At 74.2% G+C, this 13,520-nt stretch carries 14 protein-coding genes; 7 read left to right on the forward strand and 7 right to left on the reverse strand.

The genetic code is table 11. The features are described 5' to 3' along the window. Positions 1-228: 228 nt before the first annotated feature. From AC060L_RS05030 to AC060L_RS05040, 3 genes are read left to right on the forward strand one after another with little or no spacing between them, the layout of a single operon-like run. Positions 229-1,038, forward strand: a complete 810-nt coding sequence (locus AC060L_RS05030; protein ID WP_483797238.1) for an ABC transporter ATP-binding protein — start codon at positions 229-231, stop codon at positions 1,036-1,038. Beyond that, positions 1,035-2,426: a hypothetical protein gene (locus AC060L_RS05035; RefSeq protein ID WP_483797239.1), complete on the forward strand. Its 1,392-nt coding sequence runs from the start codon at positions 1,035-1,037 to the stop codon at positions 2,424-2,426. The genes AC060L_RS05030 and AC060L_RS05035 overlap by 4 nt, the downstream gene beginning before the upstream one ends. Before the next feature lie 2 nt (positions 2,427-2,428). After that, complete coding sequence (locus AC060L_RS05040; protein WP_483797431.1) at positions 2,429-3,010, forward strand: hypothetical protein; 582 nt, start codon at positions 2,429-2,431, stop codon at positions 3,008-3,010. Positions 3,011-3,092: 82 nt separating this feature from the next. On the opposite strand, the gene AC060L_RS05045 is transcribed toward AC060L_RS05040, so the two are convergent. Beyond that, complete coding sequence (locus AC060L_RS05045; RefSeq protein ID WP_483797432.1) at positions 3,093-3,641, reverse strand: dihydrofolate reductase family protein; 549 nt, start codon at positions 3,639-3,641, stop codon at positions 3,093-3,095. Positions 3,642-3,788: 147 nt separating this feature from the next. Here AC060L_RS05045 and AC060L_RS05050 point away from each other — a divergent pair, with 147 nt between their 5' ends. Beyond that, positions 3,789-4,529, forward strand: a complete 741-nt coding sequence (locus AC060L_RS05050) for a VOC family protein (RefSeq protein ID WP_483797240.1) — start codon at positions 3,789-3,791, stop codon at positions 4,527-4,529. 41 nt (positions 4,530-4,570) lie between these two features. Here the strand turns inward: AC060L_RS05050 and AC060L_RS05055 are convergent, their stop codons facing one another. After that, on the reverse strand, positions 4,571-5,104 hold the full coding sequence (locus AC060L_RS05055; RefSeq protein WP_483797241.1) for a GNAT family N-acetyltransferase: 534 nt from the start codon (positions 5,102-5,104) through the stop codon (positions 4,571-4,573). 43 nt (positions 5,105-5,147) lie between these two features. Here AC060L_RS05055 and AC060L_RS05060 point away from each other — a divergent pair, with 43 nt between their 5' ends. Next, positions 5,148-5,840 (forward strand): alpha/beta fold hydrolase, encoded by a 693-nt coding sequence (locus AC060L_RS05060; protein WP_483797243.1) that lies wholly within the window; start codon positions 5,148-5,150, stop codon positions 5,838-5,840. Positions 5,841-5,895: 55 nt separating this feature from the next. Here AC060L_RS05060 and AC060L_RS05065 read toward each other — a convergent pair whose 3' ends face one another. Next, positions 5,896-6,168 (reverse strand): helix-turn-helix domain-containing protein, encoded by a 273-nt coding sequence (locus tag AC060L_RS05065; protein WP_483797244.1) that lies wholly within the window; start codon positions 6,166-6,168, stop codon positions 5,896-5,898. Between the two features lie 111 nt (positions 6,169-6,279). Between AC060L_RS05065 and map the strand changes: the two genes are divergently transcribed. After that, the gene (map, locus tag AC060L_RS05070) at positions 6,280-7,044 is read left to right on the forward strand and encodes a type I methionyl aminopeptidase (protein ID WP_483797245.1); all 765 of its coding nucleotides are present in this window, start codon (positions 6,280-6,282) and stop codon (positions 7,042-7,044) included. On the opposite strand, the gene AC060L_RS05075 is transcribed toward map, so the two are convergent. The 4 genes from AC060L_RS05075 to AC060L_RS05090 form a co-directional block, all read right to left on the reverse strand. After that, positions 7,041-8,327, reverse strand: coding sequence for a serine hydrolase domain-containing protein (locus tag AC060L_RS05075; protein WP_483797247.1), 1,287 nt, complete (start codon positions 8,325-8,327; stop codon positions 7,041-7,043). The genes map and AC060L_RS05075 overlap by 4 nt on opposite strands. Positions 8,328-8,503: 176 nt before the next feature. Further along, positions 8,504-10,345, reverse strand: a complete 1,842-nt coding sequence (locus AC060L_RS05080) for an alpha/beta hydrolase (RefSeq protein ID WP_483797248.1) — start codon at positions 10,343-10,345, stop codon at positions 8,504-8,506. Then, a complete protein-coding gene (locus tag AC060L_RS05085) occupies positions 10,345-10,791 on the reverse strand; it encodes a hypothetical protein (protein ID WP_483797249.1) in 447 nt (148 codons plus the stop codon). The genes AC060L_RS05080 and AC060L_RS05085 overlap by 1 nt, the downstream gene beginning before the upstream one ends. An 83-nt stretch (positions 10,792-10,874) precedes the next feature. Continuing rightward, complete coding sequence (locus AC060L_RS05090; protein WP_483797250.1) at positions 10,875-12,065, reverse strand: methyltransferase; 1,191 nt, start codon at positions 12,063-12,065, stop codon at positions 10,875-10,877. A 129-nt stretch (positions 12,066-12,194) separates the two neighbouring features. Here AC060L_RS05090 and AC060L_RS05095 point away from each other — a divergent pair, with 129 nt between their 5' ends. After that, positions 12,195-13,403: a serine hydrolase domain-containing protein gene (locus tag AC060L_RS05095; RefSeq protein ID WP_483797251.1), complete on the forward strand. Its 1,209-nt coding sequence runs from the start codon at positions 12,195-12,197 to the stop codon at positions 13,401-13,403. The last annotated feature ends 117 nt before the right edge of the window (positions 13,404-13,520 follow it).

Consider the following 13,520-nt stretch of genomic DNA (forward strand, 5'->3'; position numbering starts at 1 on the left):
CCCGCGTCACGGTTGACGAGCGTGCGGACCGTCACTTCGTCCTGCGCGGAGGAGCCCTCGACGTCACGAGTGGGGAGGACTGGAACCACCAGCCGTCATGAGTGCATCGGATCGCAAACCCGAGCACGTGGCCCTGTGACGTAGATCACGATGGATGCAGAACCTGCGCTCCCCAGCCGTCGTCTGGCCGGTGTGACACCATCGTTGACCCTCGAAGGGGACCATCGCATGACACCCATGACGAGCGCGGCCGACATCGCGCCGAGGACCTATGCCTGGGAGATCCGGGCCGCCGGTCTGAAAGTCCGGGCCGGGCGCCGGAAGATGGCCGTGGATGGGCTCGATCTCGCGTTGGGTACCGGCGCGCACGGGCTGCTGGGGCCCAACGGGGCGGGGAAGACCACGCTGATCCGGGCGCTGGCCACCGTGCTGCGCCCCGCGGAGGGTGAACTGGAGCTGTGCGGGCAGTCGGTGGGCGGGGTGGGTGACCTGCGGGCGCTGCGGCGGCGGATCGGTTACCTGCCGCAGGAGTTCGGCTACTACAAGCGGTTCACGGTGCGTGAGTTCGTCGAGTACATGGCCTGGTTGAAGGAGGTCCCGAAGGCGGAGGTCCCTGCGGCCGTCCAGCGGGCCGTGGAGCGGGTGGGCCTGGCCGACCGCGCCGACCATCGGATGCGGACCCTGTCGGGTGGCATGGTGCGGCGGGCCGGTATCGCCCAGGCGATCGTCAACGACCCGGCGATCCTGCTGCTCGACGAGCCGACGGCCGGCCTGGACCCGGCGCAGCGGTTGCGGTTCCGGGAGCTGCTCCAGGAGCTGGGCCGTGAGAGCTGTGTGGTCGTCTCCACGCACCTGGTCGAGGACGTCGCCGCCGCCTGCACCGACGTGGTGCTCTTCGCCGAGGGGCGGCTCGTCTTCCAGGGCACACCGGAGGTGCTGGCCGCGGCGGGCGGTCCGGAACACCCGGGCGACAGCCCGCTGGAGCGCGGCTACTCGGCGCTGCTCCAGGGCACCGAGCGGCCGGGGGGTGCCTGGTGAACGGGCGCGTCCTGGGTATCGAGCTCAAGCGGTCGGTCGCGCCGTGGCCCGGCCTCGTCGTTCTCGGGGGCAGCCTGGCGATCTTCTTCCTGGTCAACGGGATCTGGTGGCAGGGCAGCGCCGGGTGGACGGCCCAGTGGACCACCATGGCCATGTGGACCCGCTACTGGCAGGCCTACTGGTGGCCGCTGGCGGCGGGCCTCGGGGCGGTGTACGGGCTGCGCGACTCCCGCTCGCGGATGACCGAGCTGCTGACGACCACGCCGCTGCCCGCCTGGCGCCGGGCGGCGCTGCCGGCCGGTGCGACGGCGCTCGCGCTGACGGCGGGCTTCGGCCTCGTGGTCCTCGTCGGCGCCGTCCGAGTGGCCCTCGGCCCCACCAGCTACCTCCCGCTCGGCTGGCTGGCGATCTCGCTGGTGGCGGTGCTGGCCCTGGTCGCGGCGGCGCTGTTCGGCATGGGCGTCGCGCGGGCCCTGCCCTCCGTGCTCACGCCGCCGGCGCTGGTGGTGTTCCTGCTCATGGCGGAGATGCTGCTGCGGCAGAACATGGACGGGCAACTGCCGTCGGGCATGGCACCGAACCGGCTCGCCCTGCTGTCCCCGGTGGTGGTGGAGCCGCGGGAGATGCTGCTGACCCTGTCCGGCTCCGTGGACCTGGGCCAGGCGCTCTGGCTGCTCGGCCTGCTCGGCACCGGCTTCGCGCTGCTGTCGGCCACCACCCGCCGGACCCGGCTGCTCGCGGTGGCCCCCGTGCTGGCCGGCGCGGCCCTGGCCCTGCTGATCCTCCCGGCCGACCCGCGCGACAGCTATGTGGTCGACAAGGCCGCCGCGGCCCTGGTCTGCGACGGCCCGGTGTGCGTGACGCAGGCGCACCGCTCGCACCTGGCCCAGCTCGCGCCGCGCGGCAAGGAGGCGCTGCGCCTGCTGCACGACGCCCTGGGCGACCAGGCGCCGCACTCGGTGCACGAGGAGACCGCGCTGCGCGCGATCAGCGACAGGCGCGAACTCTCCGCCGACGTGGTGCTGATCGACTTCGACGACCCGCTGATCGCCCATGCGGCGGGAGCGGAGCTGACCCGCCTGCTGGTCGCCCAGGGGCTGGTGCCGAACTGCGGACCGCGCACCGTCTGGGAGGGCGACGGACAGCTCGACGTCCCCGTGCAGAGCGTCGCCGCGAGCTGGGCCCTCGGCGATCACCGGCTCGAACCGCTGCAGACACCGGACACCGACGCCTACTCGCAGCGCACGTGGGCGAACGCCGGCGCCGCCTGGGAGAAGCTGACGGCGCTGCCGCCGGCCGAGCAGCACGCGCGGATCGCCCAGGCGCATGCCGACGCGCTCTCCTGCAAGAACGGCCTCACGGCGCTGACCGGGGAGGCATCCGCATGAGCATGCGATGGCTGAAGCTGTACGCGTGGTCACGGCAGGTGCCCACCTCGGCCGCCGTGGTCGCGCTCGTCGCACTGCTGGTGTGGGCCCTCGAGCAGGGCAGCGGCAGGGGCGGCGGCGAGGCGAACCTGGGGGTCGCCGTGCTGGTCCTCACCGTGAACGTGGCGGCCGCCTCCGCCGGGCTCGGCGGGCAGGATGCCGCGCTGGACCGGACGGCCGCGATCCGGTGGATGCCCCGGCGGGCGGCGCACGTGCTGCTGATCGGCACGGTCGCCGGGGCGGCGCTGCTGGCGGTCCAGGCGGCGGGGCCGAGGCTCGCCCCGGCCGCGCTCGTGGTGCGGGACAGCGCGGGCCTGGTCGGGCTGGCCGCACTCGGGGCGGTGCTGCTGGGCGCGGCCTTCGCCTGGACGCTGCCGACCGTCTGGCTCGCGCTCACCCTGCTGGGCCCGGTGCCGCCCGGAGTCGCGGGAGAGGTGGTCGGCTGGATGATCATCTGCCCTGCCACGGCGGCGTCCACCGCGACCGCGTGGGCGCTGCTGGCGGCCGGCACCGTGCTGTACGCCGTGGCAGGGCCGAGACGCTGACGGAACGGCGGGGCGGACGGCGGTGGCGGTGGACGGCGGCGACGGAACGCGGTGGCGGCGGTAGCGGCGGTGGATGGCGGGGTCAGGGCGACTCGGCGCGGGTGCGCCGGTAGCGCTCGTAGAGCACGCGCGAGCCGAACGTCCTGGTCTCGATCAGCTCCAGCCGGAGGTCCTCGGTGACCGGCGGCAGGAAGGGCGTGCCGCCACCGACGACGACCGGGTGGCGGAACATGCGCAGCTCGTCGAGGAGGCCGAGCCCGATCGCCGCCGCGGCCAGGCCCGCGCCACCGATCGCGACGTCCTTGTCGGTCGCGTCGAGCGCCGCGGCGACCTCCTCGGCCACCGGGGCGACGGCGAGCCGGGCGTTGCCCTGAACGCTGTCGAGCGTGCGACTGAAGACGACCTTCGGGAGGGCGCACCAGACGTCGGCGAACGCGGCCTGGAGCTCGTCGTCGCGCATCGACGGATCCGTCTCCCAGGGCAGCATGGTCTCGTAGAGCTTGCGGCCGCACAGGAAGCCGCCGAGCTCGCCCGTCTGCACGACGTGGAAGCGGAACTGCTCCTCCTGCGGGACCGTCCACCCGAACGCACCCTCGCGATCCTTGATGAAGCCGTCCACCGAGACGCCCATCGAGTAGATCAGCACGGCTCTCCTCCTTCGAGCTTCCAGCTTGTAGCTTGCAGCGCCCAGCTCTCCGATCCTCCCTGCGGGGAAGGCACATGGCGAGTGGGCGGCGATGCCGGAGGCCGTGCGGCGCGGGTGCATAGGATCGCCGGCATGGCGCTGCGACCCGTTCAGGTGAACATCAAGGCTCTCGATCACTCGGCGGTCGGCCGGTTCTGGGCGGCGGCGCTCGGCTGGAGTGCCTACAGCCCCGGGGCGACCACCTATGTCGGACCGGCCGGCGGCCTCGTCTGGCCGGACCCGGTCGTCGTCGGCATCGACGTCGTCCCGGTCCCGGAGGCCAAGACGGCGACGAAGAACCGCACGCACCTCGATCTCGCCACCACCTCGGCGGCCCACCAGGCGGAGCTGGTCGCGCGCCTGCGGGCTCTCGGCGCGACGCTCGCCGACGTGGGCCAGGGCGACGTCCCGTGGACGGTCATGGCCGACCCCGAGGGCAACGAGTTCTGCGTGCTGGAGCCCCGGGAGGTCTACCGGGACACCGGGCCGATCGCCGCGGTGGTGGTCGACTGCCAGGACCCGCGGGCCATGGCCCGGTTCTGGGACGGGGCGACGGACTGGACGCTGCACGAGGTGACCGACGACCAGGCGGTGCTGCGCTCCGCCGGGGGGACCGGGCCGTATCTCGAGCTCCTCCGCAAGGCCGACGCGAAGACCGTGCCGGACCGCGTCCATCTCGACCTGCTGCCGTATCCCGGTGACGACACGGCGGCGGAGGTGGCCCGGCTGCGGACCCTCGGCGCCACCGACCTCGACGTCGGCCAGGCCGACGTCCCGTGGACGTGCCTGGCCGACCCGGAGGGCCACGAGTTCTGCGTCCTCGCCATGCCCTGACGCGCAGGCAGGATCAGCTGGTCAACAGGTGTCGGGCTGGTTCACATCGGCAGTGAGCGCAGCCGCAGCCGGCCGGCGAGCCGGTCCGCGGGGTCGCGCAGCGGCGTCCACATGGTGCGCAGCGGCATGATCACCGGTCCCGTGGGCTGCTCGACCTGGACGTCCTGGTCGAGGACGGTCCAGCCGAGGCGGCGATAGAGCGGGACGAGCGGCGGGCGGCAGAAGAGCAGGGCGTACTGCGGGCCCATGGTGCGCGCGTGGTCCAGGGCGGCGGTCACGACGAGGCGGGCCAGCCCCTGACCTCGCGCGTCGGGGGCGACCGCGACACCGCCGAGGCCGACCATCTCGGTGTCGGCGCCGTCGATCGACACGGGCAGCCGCAGCAGGCCGGCGTGAGCCACCAGGCGGCCGCCCCGGCTGACGCCGAAGTGCTCCTCCTTCGGCAGCCAGGTGAGGCCGGCGTCGGCGACACCGAAGGGGTCGTCGCCGTCACCGAGGATGGCGGCCTGATCGGCCTTCGTGTACCCCGTGAGCCGCGCCACGATGGGCGCGGCGGAAAGCTGATGATCAGTCATTGCCACAGGATCCCGTATGAGCGCGTACCGGTAGCGTGCGGGCATGGTTGATCATCATTCAGTCGTGGTGGCCGGTGTCCGGCTCGCCTACCAGGTGTCCGGAGCAGCGGACGCGCCGCCGCTCGTCCTGCTGCACGCGACCGGCGAACGGGCGGCGGACTGGGACGTCGTGGCGGCCGACTTCGCGCGTCACTGGCGGGTGTACGCGCTCGATCTGCGCGGGCACGGCCGGAGCGCGTGGCCGGGCACGTACTCGCTGGAGCTCATGCGGGACGACACGCTCGGGCTGCTGGACGCGCTCGGGCTCGACCGGGTGACCGTGATCGGGCACTCGATGGGCGGGGTCGTCGCCTACCTGCTCGCCGCCGAGCAGCCGCACCGGGTGGTGCGGCTGGTCCTGGAGGACGTGCCGGCGCCGCGCCCGCGCGAGGCGACCACACCGCAGCGGCCGGCCGGCGAGCTGGACTTCGACTGGGAGCTGGTACCGGCGATCCGGCGGCAGATCGACACGCCCGACCCGGCCTGGCTGGAGCGGCTCGGCGCGATCAGCGCGCCGACGCTCGTGCTGGCCGGCGGCCCGGACAGCCACATCGACCAGGAGCGCGTGGCGGAGCTGGCCGCGCGGGTGCCGAGCGCCCGGCTCGTCACCATCGCGGCCGGACACCTGATCCACGACGCCGAGCCGGCCGCGTTCACGGCGGCGGTGCTGGAGTTCCTGCGGCCGGACGAGCCCTAGGAAAGGCCCTGGTCAGGCGACGTCAGGCAACGTCAGGCGGCCTCAGGCGACGGCCTCAGGCCGCGTGCTCGGCACCGGCCTCGTCCGGCACGGCGCACGCGGCGTTCAGCTCGTCGAGCGAGACGCCGAGCGCGGCGGCCAGTGCCGCGATCGTGAAGAAGGAGGGGGTCGGGGCGCGGCCGGTCTCGATCTTGCGCAGCGTCTCGGCCGAGACGCCGGCCGTCATCGCGATCTCGACCATGCTGCGCTCGGCGCGGGCCTCCCGGAGCAGGGCGCCGAGCTGCTCGCCGCGTCGGCGCTCCCACGGGGTCAGCGGAGTTCTCACCATGACCGTGATACTAATACCGGTATAAGAATTGGGCCACACCGGCTCGGCATGCCCGGCTCGGTGTGCCCTGTTCGGCATGCCCGGACAGCTGAACCTGGAGGGGAGATCACCATGGTGGAGATCAAGAACGCTGCCGCGATCGCGGCGATGCGCGAGGCCGGCCGAGTGGTGGCGCAAGCGCTGGCCGCGGTGCGGGAGGCCGCGGGCGTCGGGGTGTCGCTGCGCGAGCTCGACGAGGTGGCCCGCGAGGTGCTGGGCGGGGCCGGCGCGCGGTCGCCGTTCCTCGGCTACCAGCCGTCGTTCGCGCCGGCCCCGTTCCCCGCGGTGATCTGCGCGTCCGTCAACGACGCGATCGTGCACGGCATCCCGACCGACTACCGGCTGCGTGACGGCGACCTGGTCAGCATCGACTGCGGCGCCGAACTGGACGGCTGGACCGGCGACGCCGCGATCAGCTTCACGGCGGGCCGGCCGCGCGCCGCCGACACCGCGCTGATCGACGCCACCCAGCGGGCGCTGGACGCCGGCATCGCGGCCGCCCTGCCGGGCAACCGGATCGGCGACATCGCGCACGCGATCGGCTCGGTCGTCACGGCGACCGGATTCGGGGCCCCCGCGGGCTTCGGCGGCCACGGCATCGGCCGCCGGATGCACGAGGACCCGCACGTGCCGAACCACGGCAGGCCGGGCCGCGGCTACCGGCTGCGGCCCGGCCTCGTGCTGGCCATCGAGCCGATGCTGACGGCCGGTGGCAACGGCTCGCACACCGCGCCCGACGGCTGGACGCTGCGCACGGTCGACGGCAGCCGGGCCGCGCACATCGAGCACACGGTCGCGATCACCGATGACGGGCCCCGGGTGCTGACGGCGGTCTAGAAGGCTCCGACCAGCGCATTGTGTTCGGCCGAGGACGGTGCCGAAGGCGACGACGGCGGCGACACGACCGGCGCGCCCGGGCAGAAGGTCTGCCCGATCAGGCCGAACACGTCCGGCAGCAGCGAGGCCGACTTGACCGGGTCGTACGGGGTCACCGAGATCGCGATCTGGCGGGTGCCGCTGCGGTCGCCGAAGACGTACGTGGTGTAGCCGTAGATCCCGCCCGGGTGGCCCCAGACGTCACCACAGGGCAGCGAGAGGCGCATCAGCCCCAGGCCGTACTGGGTGGGCGGATAGACGTCGGCCGGGACGGTCGTGGTCATCGCGGCCAGCTGCGCCGGGCCGAGCAGCCGCCCGCCCATCAGCGCGGCGTTGAACCTGGCCAGGTCGTCGGTGGTGGAGATGAGTTCGCCCGCGGCGCCCGCCACCGAGGGGTTGAGGTCGGTGATGTCGGCGGGACCGCCGGTCAGCGGGAGGTAGCCGTGGCTGTGCGGCCCGGGGATCGAGGTGGCGGTCCCGGGGAGGGAGGTGTGGTTCAGCCCGAGCGGCTGCAGGATCCGCTGCCGGACCTCGCTGCGCCAGGACCGGCCGGTCACCTTGTCGATCACCTCACCGATCAGCAGGTAGTCGGTGTTGGAGTAGTGCCAGCCCTGCCCGGGGGCGAAGTACGGCGGGTGGCTGGTGGCGACCGCGACCAACTGCTGCGGGGTGTAGGTCTTCCAGCGGTCGGTGGCGACGAGCTGCTCCTGCTCGGCCTCGGTGTCCTCGGCGAACTGGGGATCCTCGGTGAAGTCGAAGATGCCGGCGGTGTGGCCGAGGATCTGGCGCACGGTGATCGCGCCGCCGTTCGGGACGACCCCGGGCAGGTAACGCTCGATCGGATCGTCCAGGCCGACCTTGCCCTCGGCGGAGAGCTGCAGCAGGACCGTGGCCAGGAAGGTCTTGGTCACGCTGCCGGCCCGGAACCGACCGTCGACCGGCGCCGGCGCCTTGTCGCCGAGCTCCCGCACGCCGGACGTGCCACGCCAGGCGACCTTGCCGTTCTCCCGCACCTCGGCGATCGCGCTGGTGGCGCCGGCCTGCGTGGTGATCGCGTCCAGCGCCTGCTGGAGCGCGGCACCGTCGGTGCGGGACGCCGCCGTGGCGGCGGGCGGCGGGGTGCTCGCGCCGCCCGGCGCCGCGCTGGCACCGGCCGCCGGTGCGAGCGCGAGGACGGTGGCGCCCGCGATCAGCCCGGCGGCGAGGCGCAGACCGCGCTGCGGCATGGTCCTGCCGTTCGTCATGGAGTTCTCCTTGTCAACGGTCACCGGAGCGTCCGGCTCACGCCAGCTTCACGGTTCTCTCACCGTTCCCGCGTCACTCTCTGGGGGGAGGAGCCAGGGGGGAGAAACCAGGGGGGATCTCATCCTTTCGGATTGAGTGACCTGGCCTCAACTCCTGCGACCAGCGGCTTGGTTCTTCAGCGCGGGGCCTGCCTGGTCACGTCCTCATAGCTGCCCGACACGATCCGGCCGACGTTGCTGACGGACTCCGTGGCGCCGCCAGCGGGGGTGTCGACCCTGCCCAGGTACTCGGAGTGCGACTCCATCGAGAGGAACGGCCCGTCGGCGACTGCGAACCGGTTGGCACCGAACGGCGCGCTGGCCGGGTCCTGCCCGAAGTGCAACCGGTCACCGCTGGCAGCCTGGTACACCTGATCGCCGAAGTAGCCGCCGGCCAGCGCCCCGACCGGGCCGAGCGTGCCGAAGGCGGCCGCCGCCCGGACGTCGGTCGTGGCACGGTCGGCCGACGGCACATGGGTGACCGGGTCGTTGTCCGCGGCGCCGACCCAGACGTGGCCGGGATCGATGCCGAGGTTGGCCGCCCGGTCCGTACCGGCGCCGGGGCTGCCGATCAGCACGATGTCGTCGGCGCCGGTGCCGCCCGGCAGTTGGGCCGCCAGGCCGACCGTGGTCGATCCGTAGCTGTGGCCGATCGCCGTGAGCCGCGCCGGAGCGCCCTGGTGGGTGGCCCGCAGGCCGTCCAGGAAGCGGTCGTAGGCGACGGCGCCGCGCTCGGCGCGGCCGGTGCCCCGCACGTCGAGCACGGCCAGGTCGCCCGCCGCCAGCTTGTCGAAGCCCGGCGGCGGGTCGTAGCCGAGCCAGACGATCGAGGCGACCGGTGACGCGGCGGTCCGGCCGCCCGCCGCCGTCCAGAGGTTGTGGGCGCGGATAGCGTCCTTGCCACCGAGGTTGGCGAGCACCGTGCTCATGCCGGGGACGTACGCGCCGATCTGCTGCGCGGTGTCCGGATCGCCGTACGACAGGATGCCGCGGCCCTGTCCCTCGTCACCGACGCCGAGCAGCAGGAGCGGCGCCCGGTCGGGCGTGAGCTCGGCCAACTTGTCCCGGATCGCGCGGAACCCGGCCAGCTTCGCCTGGTCCGGCGCGGCGAGCGGGTGCGTCCGTTCGTAGCGGTCGATCAGCCGGTCCAGGTTGATCCGGTTCGCCTGGTCCCGGGCGGCCGCGGGGATGCCGTCCCGGTTGCCGATCAGCTCCGGGCGGGTCCGGATCAGCCGCTGCTGCCCGGCCGGGGTCAGCCCGCGCCACCAGGCCAGGACCTGGGCCGGTGGCGCATCGGCCGACGGCAGGGACTGCGTCAGCAGGTCCGCCGCCAGCAGGTCGACCGACTCGCGGTCTGCGGCGGCCTGTTGCCCGTCCGGGCCGGCGCCGGTGCGAGCGGTGCGGGCCAGCGCGTCCAGCTGATCGGCGACCCGCCGGTCGGCCGTGTCGGCCGTGCTCAGCGCGGCGGCGATCCGGTCGGCGAGGGCCTGGGCCTGCTGCCGGGCGTCGCGGGGCGGGTCGTCGGACGGGTTGCGGAACGGGTCGGCGCCGGGGGCGGGGTCGGCGCCGGGCTGCTCGGCGGCGGGCGGTGGCGCACTGGGCGACGGCACGGCGAGCGGTGGCGGGCAGCCGACCGAGCCGTCGGCGGCGACCGTGAAGCCCGCGGCCGCCGCCTCCTGCAGCGTCTCCAGCAGCTCGGACTGGGCGAGCCGCAGGTCGTCCGAGGCGGCCCGGAGCAGCGTGCCGACCGAGGCCAGCTCGGCGTGGGCCGCTTCGAGCCGGTTGCCGGTCGCCTGGAGCGAGGCATGGGCGGCGCCCGCGGCCGCGCCGCTCCAGGCGCTGTCCAGCAGCTGCCGGATCAGCTGGGCGTTGACCTGGTCCAGCCGGGTCCTGAGCTCGCCCGCCAGCGCGTCGAAGGCGGTGGCGGCGGTGTCCAGCGGGTCGAAGGCGGCGTCCCGGAGCCGGGCGAGCGCCGGCATCAGCGGGGCGCGAGCAGGTCGCGGCCGCTCGGCGAGAGCAGCACCGGCGGGGGCGGCGCCGGGCGGACCAGCGGCGCCCGGAACCCGTCCGCGCCGCTGCTGTCGGCGGTGCGGTAGTTGTGCGCGGTGCCGGTCAGCTTGTCGGCCACGCCGTCCAGCTCGGCGGCGAGCTTGCGCAGGCGGTCCTCCCAGCCCGCGCTGCAGCCGCCGAGCGCGGCCGCGATTCGCCAGCCGGAGAGCGCGGCGACGGCCTCGTCGCTGGGGTGCCGGAGCTGCCGCAGGGCCTCCGGCAGCGCCGCCCCGGCGGCGCGGGCGACCTCCGCGGCCGCGTCCAGCTCGGCCGGGACCACCGTGAAGGCGCCCGTGGGGGCGCCCGTGGGGGCGCCCGCCGGGGCGCTCGCGGGAGCGTTCGCGCCCCGGCCGACCTGGTTGACGTTGTTGCCCATCCCTGCCTGCCCCCGCACTCGCCGGCGCCACGGTCAGCGGTGAAGCTAGCAGAGCGCCGGACAGCCGCCGGACCGCAGGACCGCTACCGCCGGACGGCCCGCAGGATCACGAACTTCGGGTTGCCGCTCACCAGTTCGCAGTTCCCGAAGAGCCGGCGCAGCTTCACGTGGTAGCCCAGGTGACGGTTGCCAACGACCCAGAGCTCGCCGCCGGGACGCAGCGCGCGGCGGGCACCGCTGAACATCCGCCAGGCGGTGGCGTCCGTGGTGGCCTGGTGCGAGTGGAACGGCGGGTTGTTGAGCACCAGGTCCACCGAGCCCGCGGGCACTGCCGAGAGCGCGTCGCCGGCCAGGAAGTGCGCCCTCTGCCCGTCCGCCGCGGCGTTCGCCCGAAAGGTGGCCTCGGCGGAGGCGACGGCCTGGAAGGACTCGTCAATGAAGGTGACCTCGGCCGCCGGGTTGACGAGCGCGGCGGCGGTGCCGACCACGCCGTTGCCGCAGCCCAGGTCGACCACCTGCTCGGGGCCCTGGCGGTGCGGCAGGTGCTGGAGCAGGAACCGGGTGCCGATGTCGAGGCGGTCGGCGCAGAAGACGCCGGCGTGGTTGACGACGGTCCGGCCGGAGAGCTTGCCGAGGCCCACCGGCAGCGGGTAGCGCAGCGGCCACGGGTTGACCGGGCGGGTGGCGGCCACCGCCTCGTCCGGGGTGCAGAAGATCAGCCGCGCCTTCTTCCGGGCGAGCGAGGTGCGGGTCGGGCCGAGGATCCGCTCGAAGAGCTGCAGCGTGGAGGTGTGGATCTCGGTGACCATCCCGGCGCCGACCACCAGCGTGCCGGGGTGCACGGCCGGGGCCAGCCGGTGCAGCTGGTCCTCCAGCAGCGCGAGGCTCTTCGGGATCCGGACCAGCAGCACGTCGATCCGGGACGGCGGTGCGTCGGCCGTGGTCAGCAGCTCGACGGCGCCGGGCGCGACGCCGTGGCGGTCCAGGTTGGCGCGGGTCGCCTGCTGGCCGAGGTAGGAGTCGGTGATCTGGGTCAGCCCGCTCGCCTCGGTGCTCGGCGCAGCCGCCAGCGCGGTGCTCAGCGCGCCCCAGCGGTCGCCGAGCAGCACGACGGCGCCGCCCAGGTCGGCCGGCCCGGCGGCGGTCTCGGGATCGCCGTGCAGGTGGCGCAGCAGGTACTCGTCGGCGGCGTCCCAGGCGCGCAGCTGCTCGCGCGGGTCCTCGGGGAATCGGGTGAGGCGGAGCTCGCCCCAGGGGGTGGTGAAGCTGTCCATGGTGCGATCAGGCTAGCCGAGCCGGCGCGCCGCCCGGCCGGTGCGGGTTCGTCCGCATTGTCGGACCCGGGTGCGACGATCGTCCTGGCAGAGCTGACAGGCAGTCAACGATCGTGAGGACGGCGCCTCGTGACCAAGATCGAATTCGCCCCGGACCGACTGAAGCGGCTGGACGACGTACTCGCCGGCCACGTCGAGCGGGGCGGCGTGCCCGGGCTGGTCGCGCTGGTCGCACGCGGCGAGCAGGTGCACGTCGCCGCGCTCGGCGCCACCGCGCTCGGCGGGCCGCCGGTGGCGCGCGACACGCTCTTCCGGGTCGCCTCGATGAGCAAACCGGTCACCGCGGCGGCCGCGATGGTCCTGGTCGAGGAGTGCCGGCTGCGGCTGGACGATCCGGTGGACGAGCTGCTGCCCGAGCTGGCCGACCGCCGGGTGCTGCGCCGGCTGGACGGCCCGCTGGAGGACACCGTGCCGGCCGAGCGGCCGATCACCGTGCGCGATCTGCTCACCTTCCGGTTCGGCACCGGCATCCTGATGGCCCCGCCCGGCACGTACCCGATCCAGCGGGCGATGGACGAGCTCGACCTCGGTCAGGGCCTCCCGCGCCCGAGCGTGCCGCCGGCGCCGGACGAGTGGGTGCGCCGCCTCGGCACGCTGCCGCTGATGTACCAGCCGGGCGAGCGGTGGGTCTATCACACCGGCTCCGACGTGCTCGGCGTGCTGATCGCGCGGGCCGCCGGGCAGCCGTTCGAGGCCTTCCTGCGCGAGCGGATCTTCGAGCCGCTGGGCATGAAGGACACCGGCTTCGCCGTCCCGGCCGATCGGCTGGACCGGTTCGCCACCGCCTACCTCGCCGACCCGGCGACCGGTGACCTCACGGTGTTCGACGAGCCGGCGACCGGCCAGTGGCGCACTCCCCCGGCCTTCCCGTCCGGCGGTGGCGGCATGGTCTCCACAGTGGACGACTACCTCGCGTTCGGCCGGATGATGCTCGGCGGCGGGCAGCTCGACGGGCGGCGCGTCCTCTCCCGCTCCTCGGTCGCGGTGATGACGAGTGATCAGCTGACGCCGGCCCAGAAGGCCCTCTCCACGCACACGGCCGGTTTCTTCGAGAACAACGGCTGGGGCTTCGGCCTGTCGGTGGTGCACCGGCAGACCGATCCCGGGCACCCGGCCGGGCAGTTCGGCTGGGACGGCGGGCTCGGCAGCTCCTGGGCGGTGGATCCGGCCGATCGGGTGGTCGGCGTGCTGCTGACCCAGCGCTCCTGGACCTCGCCGGTGCCACCGCTGGTCTGCCAGGACTTCTGGACGGGCGCGTACCAGGCGCTCGCGGACTGAGCCGGCCGGCGGAAACGGTCGGCGGCCGCGCTCTTCCGACGACATCCGTGAGAGAGGCCCTATGCTGCGCCGGGGGCGCCGACGATCATGGCGGCGCCCCCGGCGCAGCATAGGGCC

This window comes from Kitasatospora sp. NEAU-69 (assembly GCF_057158765.1).

Excerpts from the sequence above, each read along its gene's own strand:
- AC060L_RS05085 (WP_483797249.1), bottom strand. The coding sequence starts at position 10,791 with ATGGGCAACAACGTCAACCAGGTCGGCCGGGGCGCGAACGCTCCCGCG.
- AC060L_RS05090 (WP_483797250.1), bottom strand. The coding sequence starts at position 12,065 with ATGGACAGCTTCACCACCCCCTGGGGCGAGCTCCGCCTCACCCGATTC.
- AC060L_RS05075 (WP_483797247.1), bottom strand. The coding sequence starts at position 8,327 with ATGACGAACGGCAGGACCATGCCGCAGCGCGGTCTGCGCCTCGCCGCC.
- AC060L_RS05030 (WP_483797238.1), top strand. The coding sequence starts at position 229 with ATGACACCCATGACGAGCGCGGCCGACATCGCGCCGAGGACCTATGCC.
- AC060L_RS05050 (WP_483797240.1), top strand. The coding sequence starts at position 3,789 with ATGGCGCTGCGACCCGTTCAGGTGAACATCAAGGCTCTCGATCACTCG.
- AC060L_RS05065 (WP_483797244.1), bottom strand. The coding sequence starts at position 6,168 with ATGGTGAGAACTCCGCTGACCCCGTGGGAGCGCCGACGCGGCGAGCAG.
- AC060L_RS05060 (WP_483797243.1), top strand. The coding sequence starts at position 5,148 with ATGGTTGATCATCATTCAGTCGTGGTGGCCGGTGTCCGGCTCGCCTAC.
- AC060L_RS05045 (WP_483797432.1), bottom strand. The coding sequence starts at position 3,641 with ATGGGCGTCTCGGTGGACGGCTTCATCAAGGATCGCGAGGGTGCGTTC.
- AC060L_RS05040 (WP_483797431.1), top strand. The coding sequence starts at position 2,429 with ATGCGATGGCTGAAGCTGTACGCGTGGTCACGGCAGGTGCCCACCTCG.
- map (WP_483797245.1), top strand. The coding sequence starts at position 6,280 with ATGGTGGAGATCAAGAACGCTGCCGCGATCGCGGCGATGCGCGAGGCC.
- AC060L_RS05080 (WP_483797248.1), bottom strand. The coding sequence starts at position 10,345 with ATGCCGGCGCTCGCCCGGCTCCGGGACGCCGCCTTCGACCCGCTGGAC.
- AC060L_RS05055 (WP_483797241.1), bottom strand. The coding sequence starts at position 5,104 with ATGACTGATCATCAGCTTTCCGCCGCGCCCATCGTGGCGCGGCTCACG.